Source organism: Amycolatopsis xylanica, from assembly GCF_900107045.1.
Lineage (GTDB): Bacteria > Actinomycetota > Actinomycetes > Mycobacteriales > Pseudonocardiaceae > Amycolatopsis > Amycolatopsis xylanica.
Window position 1 is genome coordinate 427,632 of sequence record NZ_FNON01000003.1, and the last position, 12,166, is coordinate 439,797.

Consider the following 12,166-nt stretch of genomic DNA (forward strand, 5'->3'; position numbering starts at 1 on the left):
AACTAGATCAACTGCCAGAGTGAGGCCGCGTTCGGCGGCTCCCAGCTGACGATCGAGGTGTGGGCTTGCAGGCACTGGTAGTTCCGGCCCGAGTAGCTGACCCGGGTGCCCACGGCGTAGTACGTGTTCGGTGCCCACGCCGGGTATTGGCCGGGAGGCTGGCTGGTCGTCGGCCCGCTGGTCGGCGTGGTCGGGCCGGTGGTCGGCGGGGTGCTGCCGGGACACGCGCCGTAGATTTCGAACTCCCACAACGAGAATCCGTAGACCGTGGCGCGCTGCATGCCGTACATCCGCACGTATCTGGCGCTTCCGGTGACGGCGATGTCCTCGATCCCGCCGACGCCGGAATAGGTGGTGTACGCGTCCGTCCACGTGGAACCGTTGGCGGACAACTGGATCGAGTACGCCCGTCCGTACGCGGCCTCCCAGTTCAGCCGGACCCTGGTGACCGGCTTGACCGCGCCGAGGTCGACCTGGAGCCAGTTCGGCTCGTTGTGCGCGCTGGACCAGCGGGTCCCGGTGTCGCCGTCGACGGCGAACGCCGCTGCCTGGTTCCCGCTCTCGATGCTCGACGCGGTCACCAGCATGTTCCGGGAGATCAGCGGGCCGCAGGTGGACGGCGGCGTCGTCGGGCTGGTCGGCGGACTGCCCGCGCCACGGGTCCACGCGGCGACGTAGTCGACGACCATCGGGTGCCCCGGCGCGGTCGCGCCGTCGGGCCCGCCGCCGAGCGCGGCCGGGAACTCGCCGCCCATCGCGACGTTCAAGATGATGAAGAAGCCGTGGTTGGTCGCGGCCGCCCAGGTGCCCGCGTCCATCTGGTTCGCGCTCACCTGATGGAACTGCGCACCGTCCAAATAGAACCGGACCTGCTGCGGATTCGTGCTGCGGTCCCACTCCATCGCGTAGGTGTGGAAACCGGCCTGGCAACTCGTGCCGGAGCAGGCACGCTGGCCGCCGATGCCGGACTTCTCGTTGCACGGCCCGCCGGGGCTGGTGCCGCAGTGCATCGTGGCCCACTCGTTGTTGATGCCCTGGACGTTCTCCATGATGTCGATTTCGCCGACACCGGGCCAATTCCACCAATTGCCACGATAGGGCGTGCCGAGCATCCAGAACGCGGGCCAGTATCCGCGCGCGGCGGCGCCGGTGACGTTGGGCATCTGCAGCCGCGCCTCCACCCTGAGCACCCCGTTCGCCGGCGGCTGGAAGTCCTCGCGGTTGGTCTCGATGCGGCCGGACGTCCACGCCGTGCCGCTGCGCTGCGGCGTGATGCGGAGATTCCCCGCACCGTCGAGCGAGACGTTCGACGTGCTGCTGGTCATCGTTTCGATCTCACCGGTGCCGAAGTTGGCCGGTCCGCCGGGATAGCTGGTCCCGGTGGTGTAGCGCCAGGTCCCGGTGTTGACCCCGCTGCCTGCGGGGCCGGTGAAGTCGTCGGCGAAGATCTGCGTCCACCCGGCGGGCGGCGGGGGCACGGAAGCCTCGGCCGCCAGGGTGAGCGGGATCGCGATCAGCGCGGCAGCGGCGGCGGCGCCGAGCACGCCGAGCCGTCCACGAGAGGAGCTGAAGGACATGGGTGACCTCCTCGTCAACCCGGGCCGAGGTTTTGTTGCCGGTCGCAACAAAGCCTGGATGTCCCTATGAGAGCTCCGATGTCTCCGGCTTGTCTGTAGGCCGACCGGGTGAATATGTGACGGCTATCACATAGTGCGAAAAGGCAGCGGACCTACCTTTCCAGTGGTCTGGTCCACCCGGAGTCACCTCGGAAATGTGCGTTTCGCACTAGAGGAAGGTGCCCCGAGGCACTGACGCGGGCGCGCGCGGGTCCGGCATCGTGAAGGGCCAAGGTGGCGCCGTCCGTGGTCTCCCGCAGCCGGGCGGCGTCACCACCTCACCCACCGCGTTGGGACGTTTACCGGCCACGGTGACAAAAGTCATCGTGTCTGGTGCTCAGCGCACTACTGGTCATGCGGTCGTATGAGCGAAACTCCCGGGGCGTACGGCCAGTTCACGACACACCGGGAGACCGCATGAACAGCATCGCGCTACTGACGGACGACGACTTTTCGGTGACCATGCTCGACGGGGGCCTCGGGGCCGTCGCGGGCGACTCTTCGGCCGTGGTGCCCGCCGCGACCGATCTCTGCTGGTGCGCCTGCGTGGTCTGCTTCGTTCCGGACGCCGTCCCGTCGAACGAAGAGGTCGCCACGGCATAACCAGGAGGAGCACCCGGTGGACAGTCTTTCCCAGCTGCGCAAGGAGATCTCGCGCTATCTGACCGACTCCGAAGCCAGGCGCCATGACCCCGTCGGCCCGATCGACGAGCTCGTCCGAGATGCGGGACTGCTGGAAGTGAACGGGGTGTGGGTGGTGTCGAGCCACCGGCTGGTGTCGGCGCTCAGCGCCGACCGCAGACTGTCCGTGGATGCTCGGCTGGGCGGACGCGAGCCACGCTTCGCCCAGCCGCGCACGCTGGATCATGTTTTCGGGCTGATGCTCAATGTCCGCGACGGTGTGGACCACCGGCGGCTGCGCGGACTGGTTTCCGGCGTGTTCACCGCACGCCGGATCGCCGAACTCACCGAGTCGGCCGCCACGCTGGTCGAGTCCGCATTGGACACTGATGACGCGCTCGATGTCGTCTCGGATCTGGGAGTGCGCCTGCCGGTGCACATGAACTGCGAACTCGTCGGCGTACCCGCCGAAGACCACACCCAGGTGCTGCGCTGGGTGAAAGCGCTCGCCAGGCAGCTCGACCGGTTCGGCCAGACCGAAGCCGAAGTCGCGCAAGCGGAACGCACACTGGCCGAATTCACCGACTACATCCACGCGCTGCTGGCCAAGCGGCGGCTCGATCCGCGCGACGACATCATGACGCGGCTCGTACAGGCGCACGCTCAGCACATGCTCTCCACCGACGAACTGGTCGCGTTCGTGATCACGCTGTTCGTCAACGGGCTGGACACGCTGTCCGCGGCACTGGGCAACGTGCTGTGGACGATACTCGGGCAACCGGGGCTGCTGCCGAAACTCACCAACCGCGAAGACGCGCGGGTCGCTTTCGACGAGGCGGTCCGGCTTTGCTCGCCGATCCGGCTCGCCGCGCGCACGGCGCTGAGCGACGTCGAGGTCGACGGCCAGACCATTCCGGCCGAGTCGGTCGTGCTGTTCTACTGGGCGGCCGCGAACCGCGATCCCGGGTTCACCGACGCGCCAGCCGAGTTCCGGATGGACCGGGGCGCGCTCGGCACGTTCGCCTTCGGCCACGGCCCGCACCAGTGCCTCGGCGCGCAGCTGGCCAGGCTCACCGGCGCCGAGGTCATCTCCCGGCTGGCCACCCGCTTTCCCGAGTCCACTGTAGACACAGCGGCAGGCGAGGTCCGCTGGCAGGGTGAGCTCGTCTTCTGCTCTCCGGAACAGCTGCGGGTCAAGCTGGTCCCACAGGGCGCGATGGCGGTGGCCTGATGGCCGCCACCGGAAAGGACACCTCATGGGGGTACCACGGATCAAACGGCATCTGGGCGTCTCGGTCGTTCCCGGCGAAGGCGCGTACCTGTTGTGCGAGCACGGGAGCGCGGTCGTCACCGACCCGCTCGCCGAACGGCTGCTGCCGCTGCTGAACGGCAAGCACGATCTTCAATCCATTGTGGACACCTTGCGCGACGAGGTCGCGCCCGAGGTGGTCCGGCGCGCGGTCGCCCAGCTGGCGCGCGCCGGTCAGGTCGTCGAGGTCGACCCCGACGCCGATGAGCGCTCGGCCGGGTATTGGGAGTCACTGGGCCGACACGGTGACGAGGCCAACGCCGAGCTGGCGGCGGGTGTCCGGGTCACCACGTTCGGGTCGGTCGACGCCGAAGAGGCGATCGAAGCGTTGTGGGCGGCCGGAATGCGGATCGTCGAGTCCGAAGAGGACACCTCGGCGCTCGACCTCGTGCTCACCGACGACTACCTCCGCGCGGGCCTGGCGAGCTTCGATCGCCGCCAGCGCGCGACCGGCAGGCCGTGGCTGCTGGCGAAGCCGGTCGGCGTGATCGCTTATGTGGGACCGATCTTCGACCCCGCCGGAGCCTGCTATCGCTGCCTCGAAGTGCGGCTGCGCGGCCAGCGCCGCGCCGAGGACTACCTGGAGGGCAAGCTCACCGACGTCCGGATCGCACCGCCGACCGTGGACATCGCGGCGAGCCGCTCGCTCGCCTTCGGCATGGCCGCGACCGCGGCGGCGCACTGGCTCGGCGGGCACCGCCACGACGGCACGCACGCCGTGCTGAGCATCGACACGGCGACACTGCGCACCGAGACCCACGCGCTGAGCCGCCGTCCGCAGTGCTCCGCGTGCGGAAACGCCGCGCTGGTCACGAAGAACATGCGCAAGCCCGTGAAACTGGTGCCACGCGAAAAAACTTTCGCCGAGGACGGCGGGCATCGTGCCAAGAGTCCCGAAGAGATGATGCGGAACTGGGGCCATCTGGTCGATCCGATCACCGGCGTCGTGCCCAAGCTGACCCCGCTGAACACGCGATTGCCGTTCGTGCGCGCGTACGCGTCCGGCTACAACCGCGCCCTGCGGGTGAGCACGCTGCGCGCGTTGCGCGACGGGCTTCGCACGCAGAGCTGCGGCAAGGGCGTCACCGATATCCAGGCGAAGGCGAGCGCGCTCGGCGAGGCGCTCGAACGCTACAGCGCCGTCTACACCGGCGACGAGCCCCGGTTCCTGGCTTCGCTGAACACGTTGGGAGAGATGGGAATCCACCCCAACCGGTCGATGCTGTTCAGCGACCGGCAGTTCGCCGAGCGAGAGCAATGGAATGCGAAAGGGATCGCTTTCCAGACGGTCGCGGAGCAGATGTCCGCCGACGCCGAACTCGAATGGAGCCCGGTTTATTCACTCACCGAGGAACGCACCAAATACGTGCCGACTTCGTTGTTGTTCTATTCCTATCCTTATCGCGGACCGGTATACGCGATCGCCGATTCCAACGGCTGCGCGGCGGGCACCAGCTTCGAAGACGCGATGCTGCAAGGGTTCTACGAACTCGTCGAGCGCGACAGCGTGGCGATCTGGTGGTACAACCGGCTGCGCTGCCCCGGCGTCGACCTCGACGCGATGAAGGAGCCGTGGCTCGACCGGATGCAAGCCGAATACCGCGGCCTCAACCGGGAGCTCTGGGCGCTCGACATCACCGCGGACCTCGGGGTGCCTGCGGTCGTCGCGGTCAGCAGGCGGACCGACAAGCCCGCCGAGGACATCATCTTCGGGTTCGGCGCGCACCACGACGCACGCATCGCCGTGCTGCGCGCCGTCAGCGAGCTCAACCAGTTCCTGCCGGCGGTCGCGTTCAGCACCGAGGACGGCGGGGGCTACACCTTCCCCGACCCGGTGCAGAAGCACTGGTGGCAGACCGCGACCGTGGCCGATCATCCTTATCTGACACCGGATCCGCACGAACCGGCCAGCCGGGTCGTCGATCTGAGCATGCCGACCGGCGGTGACCTCGCCGAGGACGTGCGGCTGTGCCGCCGTCTCGTCGAGGACAAGGGGATGGAACTGCTCGCGCTGGACCTGACCAGGCCGGACATCGGCCTGCCTGTGGTCAAGGTGCTGGTGCCGGGTATGCGGCACTTCTGGAGCAGGTACGCGCCGGGCCGGCTCTACGACGTGCCCGTCGCGCTCGGCAGGCTGCGGTCGCCGACCGCGGAGGCCGACCTGAACCCGATTCCGATGTTCGTCTGATGCACGACTAGGGGGACAACGATGTCCAGCTCGATCCTGCCGCACCGGCAGGCCTCACCCGCCGCCATCGGCGACGCGAGGCATCTGGTGTCGTTTCGCGAGGACGTCGTCGTCGACCGCACCGGCGACGAGCTGGTCATCGCCCATCGCTGGGGCAACCACGTGCTGACCGGGGTGTCCGACGGCATCGCGGCCGCGGTGGACCGGCTCACCTTCGGCCCGGTGCTGGCCGGCAACGTGATGGACCTGGTGATCACCTCGGCCCAGGACCCGATCGCCGAGGCGACCCGGATGCACGGGCTGGTCGAACTGCTCCAGTTCCTGCTGGTGCACTCGGTCGAGCGGGACGCCGTGACGCTCGCCGACGTGGTCCCGATCTCGTCGAGCGCGCGGCTCAAGGGGTTCACCGGCCCGGTGCGGGCCGCGGGCCACGAGCGCCTCGCGCTGTCGCGCTTCGCGTATCTGCACCAGGTCGACGGGGTGCTGACGCTGGAGAATCCGCTGAGCCTCTACCGCGCGCGCCTGCACGACCCGCAGCTGGCCGCGCTGGTCACCGCCGCCTCGCGGCCCCGTACGGTGGCCGAGCTGATCAAGCTGGTGCCCGCGCTCGGCGAGCGCGCCACCAGGCCGGTGCTCGACCTGCTGCTCGCCGCCAGGCTGCTCGACCGCGCGGACGCCCCGGAGACGGACCGGCTGCGGCAGTGGGGCTTCCACGATCTGCTGTTCCACGCGCGCAGCCGCTCCGGCCGTCACGACGAGGAGTTCGGCGCGACATTCCGGTTCACCGGCGAGATCGAGCACGAGTCGCCGATCCGTGAATTGCCGGCCGGCGAGATCGTCGTATTGCCGGTGCCCGATTTCGACGAGGTGCGCGCCCGTGATCCCCGGCTGACCGAAGTGCTGGAACTGCGGCAGTCGGTGCGCACTCCGGGCGAACGGCCGCTCAAACTCCGCCAATTGGCCGAGTTGCTTTACCGCGTGCAGCGCATCCGTTCGATCTACGGGCCGGTTCCCGAACAGCAAATGCCGTATCAAGGTGTCGACCGCCCTTATCCGGCGGGCGGCGGAGCCGGTGAACTCGACCTCTGGCTGACCATCCGGCGCTGCGCCGGGCTCAAGCCGGGAATGTACTTCTACGACCCGGCGGGCCATCGGCTCGTGCTGGTCAACGACTCCACTTCGGACATCGACGCCATGCTCGGCGTCGCTTCCATTTCGGCGGGGAACGCGCTCGCGCCCGACGTGCTGGTGACCATCACCTCGCGGTTCCAGCGGCTCGGCTGGAAGTACAGCGGCATCCCGTACGCCACCACGCTCAAGCACGTCGGCGTGCTCTACCAGACGTTGTACCTGGTGAGCACCGCGATGGGGCTCGCGCCGTGCGGGCTGGGCGTCGGCGACGCGGAGCTGTCCGCGCGCTGTTTCGGCCTCGACTGGGAACGCGAGAGCAGCGTCGGCGACTTCATGATCAGCTCGGCCCCCACTGGTCTGGACCGGGCCCGTCACACCACAGAGGACCTGCCTGGCTGGCAGGCGCACAACGGTGTCGACTGGCGTGCGCGGGCGGCGGCCGAGTCCGACGAGGACTGAACATGGCCGGTCATTCCCCCACCATCGGCGCTATTAGTCGACGCCTGATATCAACGGGAAGTATTCGTTCAATTCCGTAGCGCGACAGCCGATTGCACTGCGTTCAACAACAAGGCATCACGCTGGGGAGTTATTCAACGACTGGCCGTTCGATGACGGCAAAAAGGCCCGCACCCAGATAAGTTAATTTTCGGGTTGCGCGCAGTAAAAATGCGCGAAGTCGAGACCAAACGGAGCAGCATGATGGCGCTGCTCCGATGTTAACGTTTAGCAACCGCGGCCAGGACATGAGAGGCAGCCGGAGATGACCATCACGAAGATCCTGGCTCGAGATGCCGCGCTCATCGGACCCCACACGCTCCGGACGGAGTGGCGGAGATGAAGGCCGCGGGCTCGCTACTGGGGAGAACGAGAGCCTGGCTGATCCGCAGCCTGCGTCCCGGCGCCGGCGGGACCGGGCACGTCGTCGGCGTGCTCGCGCTGCTGGGCCTGGCCACGTACATGTTCCTGATCGCGACCTTCCCGCTGAGCCTGATCGCCGAGACCCAGGGCCTGCGCCAGGTTTTCGCGATCATCGGGTTCGTGCTGTGGATCGGCACGTACATCTACTGCACCATCGCGATCCTGCGCGGCAACCGGCGCAAGCGGACCATCCAGGTGCTCGCGCTCAGCGGGCTCGGCTGGTCGCTGCTGCTGTTCGGCGTGTTCGGGATGAACTGGGCGGCGCCGCCCGCGCTGAGCTTCTCGATCATGTTGCTGTGCCTGTCCGGCAAGGCGCGCGGGTTCGCCACGCTCGCCTGTTTCGCGCTCTATATTCCGATCACCGCGAATGTGTTCCACGGGGACGATATTCGCCGGGTGCTCGAAGAGTTCGCGTTGTCCACGTTGATCTTCTATTCGATTCCGCGGCTGGTCACGTTCGCGCGGGAGCTGGAGGACACCAGGGCCGAGCTCGCCGGCGTCGCGGTCAGCGAGCAGCGGCTGCGCTGGGCCCGTGACCTGCACGACACGCTCGGCCACGGATTGTCGGTGGTGCTGCTCAAACTCGAGCTGGTCGAACGACTGTCCGAACGCGACCCGCGGCGCGCGGTCGAGGAGCTGCGCGAGGCACGCTCGCTGCTGCGTGACTCGATCGGCGAGATGCAGACGGTCGTCGCGGGCATGCGGGACACCTCGCTCGCGGGCGAGGTCGCCAGCGCGCGGACCATCCTCACTTCGGCCGGCGTGCAGACCGAGGTCAAGATCGCCGACCTCGACCTGAACAGCTCGACCTCGCAGGCGCTGGCCTGGATCGTCCGCGAGGGCGCGACGAATGTGTTGCGGCACAGCGACTCCACCCTCTGCGAGATCCGGCTCAAGGCCGAGGAGGGCAGGGCGGTGCTCGAACTGGCGAGCAACGGGCCGTCGATCATGACCAAGCGGACCCCGTCCGGCGGGCACGGGCTGCGCGGCATGCGGGAGCGGCTCGCGGACCTCAACGGCGAGCTGCAGGCGTCCGGGCAGACCGGCGGCGGTTTCCTGCTGCGCGCGCAGGTCCCGCTCTCCGGCTCCGGCAAGCCGTCCGGGATCCGGCGCATGACCGCGGCGACGTAGAAGGAAACAACGTATGAAGGCAGAACAGGTCCGCGTCTTCCTGGCCGAAGACCAGGTGATGGTGCGCTCGGCGCTGGTGTCCCTGATCGAACTCGAGCCAGACCTGTGCGTGGTCGGCGTCGCGGGCCGCGGCGACCAGGCGGTCGAGCGGATCGCCGAGCTGCGGCCCGACGTCGCGGTGCTCGACATCGACATGCCGGGTCTGGACGGTCTCTCCGCCGCCGAGGCCGTCCGGACCCGGGTGCCGGGGTGCGCCGCGCTGATCCTCACCGCGCTGAGCAAACCCGGGATGCTGCAACGGGCTTTGCAGGCGGGCGCGAAGGGATACGTCGTCAAGCACGCGCCGGCCGACGAGCTGCTGGCCGCGATCCGCGGGGTGGCCGCGGGCGAGCGCGTGTTCGACTCCGCGCTCGCCGTGGCGGCACTCGAGGAGGACGTGCCGGTGACCCAGCGGGAACTGGACGTCGTCCGGCTCGTCGCCGAGGGCGCTTCGGCCCGTGAGATCGCGGGCAGGCTGTTCCTGTCCGAGGGCACGGTCCGCAACTACACGTCGAACATGATCAACAAGTGCGGCGCGCGGAACAGGGTCGACCTGGTCCGCATCGCCTTCGACCGCGGCTGGCTGTGAGCGTCAGCGCTTGCCGTAGATGACGGCTGAGCTCGACGGGCCCTTGCAGTAGTACTCCCACGAGATGGACTCGCAGCCGTCCGGCACCTGCCACACCATGCGGGTGTCGGGGTCGATCGACGGGATCTCGATCGGCGCCTGCTTGCCGTTGAAGAACACGATCGTGTCGGTCATCGGCTGGTAGCCAGCCGAGATCGCGAACCACACGTCGCCGACGACGGCCGAGATGGACCGGGTCTCGATCGTGCGGTGGTGGTACTGCTTCTCGTCGCTGGGCGCGTATTCGTGGTCCTGAGGGCCTGCCATGTCGTCATCCTCTTCGATCGGTTCGGTGAGAAAGTGGTTGTCGCTGAAGGACTCCGTGAGATCGACGCTCTTCGCGGCGATCCCGGGCACGTGCCCGCCGTCGGTGTACTGATGCAGGTCGTACCGGCCGGCGTCGGCGTGCGGCCGGGCGCCGTAGCGCGCGATCCAGATGACCAGTCCCGGCACGCCCCACTGGTCCGGCCGCAGGTGCCTGGCCAGGTCGTCGTTGAGGTACACCCCGGGCCGGAACCCCAGTTCCCGCACCCGCTCGCAGAACCGCGTGGCGAAGGCCTTCTTCTCCGCCATCGGGATCCGCGGCACGTCCGGGTCCGGGTGGTCCTCGAGATCGAGCATCGGCGCCAGCCCGGTCGCACCGAGCCGCCGCACCTCCCCGACGAGGACCTCCGCCTGCCGCTCCGGGCCCGGCGAGGCCCGCACGAAGTGGTATCCCCCAACGGGTATCCCCGCCGATCGCGCACCGGCGACGAGCGCGTCACCAGGCCCGACCGGCGGGACGCCGCCGCCGTCGGTGAGCTTCACGTAGCACCACCCGACGCCGTGCGCCTTGACCGCCTGCCAGTCGGTGACGTCCTGGTACGCGCGGTATACGTCGATTCCCAACGCCATGATTCCTCCCGCCGACCAGCATGGTGCGCGCGGCCGTTAGCCGGAATGGTCGATGGTCCATACCTCCGTCCGCCCGATCGGGCACGGCCCGATGGTGGGCGATTCACGGGAAAGGACCGCCGACGGGTGGCGTCGCACCGCCTGGCAAGCGGCTGATCGGAGTACTCTCATTGACCCATGACGGCGAGCCCGTAGGGTACTGACGACGGATCGTGACGAGGAGGTGGACGACCGATGCGCAATCCCCTGCGCCTGCTCGTGCGCTTCGCCGACTGGTTCGAGATGCGCGGGGTCTACGTGCCCGGCGAGGAGTCACGCGCTGTAGACCCCTGGCGGGATTTCGGCTGGCTGATCGTGGCCTGGCTCTCCGGGTTGGCGATTTTCGTCCTGTTCTTCGCGTGGGCCGTCTGAGTGGACACTCAGGTGACGACTGTCACCCCGGGTGCACCGCCGATCACGGATTGGCCACGGGTCAACACCAGGTCCGCTTCGACCGGCGCGCGGCGCTCGTGGAAACGCGCCGCGGCAGTCAAAGTAGTCACGTTCGGCGGCACCCGTAGGCCGTACGGATGACATCTACCCCGCGACTGGAGTAACCGCGATGGCGCTCGCGCGCGCACCGAGGCTCTTGCCGGCAGTCTGCGCGCTACTCGCCGCAGTCGCCTGTGGTGTGCCCGTCCAGCAGCAGACCGGTTCGGCGGCCGAAGCCAGGCAAGCGGCCAGAGGCGAGGTCCGCCCGGTGAAGAAGGCGCAGGACTTCGGCAACGAGCACACCTTCGCCGACGGCCTGAGCATCCGCGTCTCGATGCCGAAGTCGTTCCAGCCCAGCAACAGCTCCTACCCCCGCTCCGGCCGCGCGGCCGCCTTCGACGTCGAACTCCGCAACGGCGGCACCGAGCCGTATCGGCTCTCCGGCCTGTCGGTCACCGCGAGCGCGTCCGGCGCACCCGCGAGCCCGCTCGTCGACGCGCTCCAGGGCTTCAACGGCATCTCCGACGCGGGCCGCGACATCGCCCCCGGCCGCGCGATCCACCTGAACATGGCCTTCGCCGTGCCCGAGAACCCGGTCGAGCTGTGGATGGTCCTGCGCCCCAGCGCGGGCAGCGCCGCCGCCGCGACGTATTGCGGATCCGCCTGACTAGTCTTTACCCCATGACTGAGCAGCGTCTTTCCCCCGGCGACCCCGCCCCGGACTTCACACTCTCGGACAGCGAAGGCACCAAGGTCTCGCTGTCGGACTTCCGCGGCCAGTCCGTCGTCGTGTACTTCTACCCGGCCGCGGGCACGCCCGGCTGCACCAAGCAGGCCTGCGACTTCCGCGACAACCTGGCGGAGCTGAACGACGCCGGCTACCAGATCCTCGGCATCTCCCCCGACAAGCCGGAGAAGCTGGCCAAGTTCGTCGCGAACGAGCAGCTGACGTTCCCGCTGCTCGCCGACCCCGACAAGACGGTCCTCACCGAGTGGGGCGCCTTCGGCGAGAAGAAGAACTACGGCCGGATCGTCCAGGGCGTCATCCGCTCGACGTTCATCGTCGACCCCGAAGGCAAGATCTCAAAGGCGCTGTACAACGTCCGCGCCACCGGCCACGTCGCCAAGCTCATCAAGGATCTCAACATCTGAGTGCTTGTCCCCGCACTCGGTTCCGCCCAGAATGGTCGGCTCGGAACCGAGTGCTGGGGAGGCAC

At 68.4% G+C, this 12,166-nt stretch carries 11 protein-coding genes; 9 read left to right on the forward strand and 2 right to left on the reverse strand.

Annotated features, from left to right (window positions below; translation table 11 throughout):
• Positions 1-2: 2 nt before the first annotated feature.
• On the reverse strand, positions 3-1,577 hold the full coding sequence (locus BLV57_RS15600) for a discoidin domain-containing protein (RefSeq protein ID WP_091289459.1): 1,575 nt from the start codon (positions 1,575-1,577) through the stop codon (positions 3-5).
• A 456-nt stretch (positions 1,578-2,033) separates the two neighbouring features.
• Between BLV57_RS15600 and BLV57_RS15605 the strand changes: the two genes are divergently transcribed.
• From BLV57_RS15605 to BLV57_RS15630, 6 genes are all read left to right on the forward strand, one after another.
• Positions 2,034-2,219: a hypothetical protein gene (locus BLV57_RS15605; protein WP_091289460.1), complete on the forward strand. Its 186-nt coding sequence runs from the start codon at positions 2,034-2,036 to the stop codon at positions 2,217-2,219.
• A 16-nt stretch (positions 2,220-2,235) separates the two neighbouring features.
• The gene (locus tag BLV57_RS15610) at positions 2,236-3,468 is read left to right on the forward strand and encodes a cytochrome P450 (RefSeq protein WP_091289461.1); all 1,233 of its coding nucleotides are present in this window, start codon (positions 2,236-2,238) and stop codon (positions 3,466-3,468) included.
• 25 nt (positions 3,469-3,493) lie between these two features.
• On the forward strand, positions 3,494-5,734 hold the full coding sequence (locus tag BLV57_RS15615) for a TOMM precursor leader peptide-binding protein (protein ID WP_091289462.1): 2,241 nt from the start codon (positions 3,494-3,496) through the stop codon (positions 5,732-5,734).
• Positions 5,735-5,755: 21 nt separating this feature from the next.
• Entirely contained in the window at positions 5,756-7,324 is a 1,569-nt protein-coding gene (locus BLV57_RS15620; protein WP_091289463.1) for a SagB/ThcOx family dehydrogenase, read from the forward strand.
• Between the two features lie 378 nt (positions 7,325-7,702).
• Positions 7,703-8,917, forward strand: a complete 1,215-nt coding sequence (locus tag BLV57_RS15625; RefSeq protein ID WP_091289464.1) for a sensor histidine kinase — start codon at positions 7,703-7,705, stop codon at positions 8,915-8,917.
• 13 nt (positions 8,918-8,930) lie between these two features.
• On the forward strand, positions 8,931-9,545 hold the full coding sequence (locus BLV57_RS15630) for a response regulator transcription factor (RefSeq protein ID WP_091289465.1): 615 nt from the start codon (positions 8,931-8,933) through the stop codon (positions 9,543-9,545).
• Between the two features lie 3 nt (positions 9,546-9,548).
• Here BLV57_RS15630 and BLV57_RS15635 read toward each other — a convergent pair whose 3' ends face one another.
• Positions 9,549-10,478, reverse strand: a complete 930-nt coding sequence (locus BLV57_RS15635) for a glycoside hydrolase family 25 protein (RefSeq protein ID WP_091289466.1) — start codon at positions 10,476-10,478, stop codon at positions 9,549-9,551.
• A gap of 234 nt (positions 10,479-10,712) precedes the next feature.
• On the opposite strand from BLV57_RS15635, the gene BLV57_RS43265 reads away from it, so the two are divergent.
• The 3 genes from BLV57_RS43265 to bcp all read left to right on the forward strand — a co-directional run bounded on the left by BLV57_RS43265 (position 10,713) and on the right by bcp (position 12,101).
• Positions 10,713-10,889, forward strand: coding sequence for a hypothetical protein (locus tag BLV57_RS43265; RefSeq protein WP_091289467.1), 177 nt, complete (start codon positions 10,713-10,715; stop codon positions 10,887-10,889).
• Between the two features lie 190 nt (positions 10,890-11,079).
• The gene (locus tag BLV57_RS15645; RefSeq protein WP_091289468.1) at positions 11,080-11,616 is read left to right on the forward strand and encodes a hypothetical protein; all 537 of its coding nucleotides are present in this window, start codon (positions 11,080-11,082) and stop codon (positions 11,614-11,616) included.
• 14 nt (positions 11,617-11,630) lie between these two features.
• Positions 11,631-12,101, forward strand: coding sequence for a thioredoxin-dependent thiol peroxidase (gene bcp, locus BLV57_RS15650; RefSeq protein ID WP_091289469.1), 471 nt, complete (start codon positions 11,631-11,633; stop codon positions 12,099-12,101).
• Positions 12,102-12,166 lie beyond the last annotated feature (65 nt).

Coding starts and splice junctions, on each gene's coding strand:
- BLV57_RS15600 (WP_091289459.1), bottom strand. CDS start 1,577: ATGTCCTTCAGCTCCTCTCGTGGACGGCTCGGCGTGCTCGGCGCCGCC.
- BLV57_RS15605 (WP_091289460.1), top strand. CDS start 2,034: ATGAACAGCATCGCGCTACTGACGGACGACGACTTTTCGGTGACCATG.
- BLV57_RS15615 (WP_091289462.1), top strand. CDS start 3,494: ATGGGGGTACCACGGATCAAACGGCATCTGGGCGTCTCGGTCGTTCCC.
- BLV57_RS15620 (WP_091289463.1), top strand. CDS start 5,756: ATGTCCAGCTCGATCCTGCCGCACCGGCAGGCCTCACCCGCCGCCATC.
- BLV57_RS15625 (WP_091289464.1), top strand. CDS start 7,703: ATGAAGGCCGCGGGCTCGCTACTGGGGAGAACGAGAGCCTGGCTGATC.
- BLV57_RS15630 (WP_091289465.1), top strand. CDS start 8,931: ATGAAGGCAGAACAGGTCCGCGTCTTCCTGGCCGAAGACCAGGTGATG.
- BLV57_RS15635 (WP_091289466.1), bottom strand. CDS start 10,478: ATGGCGTTGGGAATCGACGTATACCGCGCGTACCAGGACGTCACCGAC.
- BLV57_RS43265 (WP_091289467.1), top strand. CDS start 10,713: ATGCGCAATCCCCTGCGCCTGCTCGTGCGCTTCGCCGACTGGTTCGAG.
- BLV57_RS15645 (WP_091289468.1), top strand. CDS start 11,080: ATGGCGCTCGCGCGCGCACCGAGGCTCTTGCCGGCAGTCTGCGCGCTA.
- bcp (WP_091289469.1), top strand. CDS start 11,631: ATGACTGAGCAGCGTCTTTCCCCCGGCGACCCCGCCCCGGACTTCACA.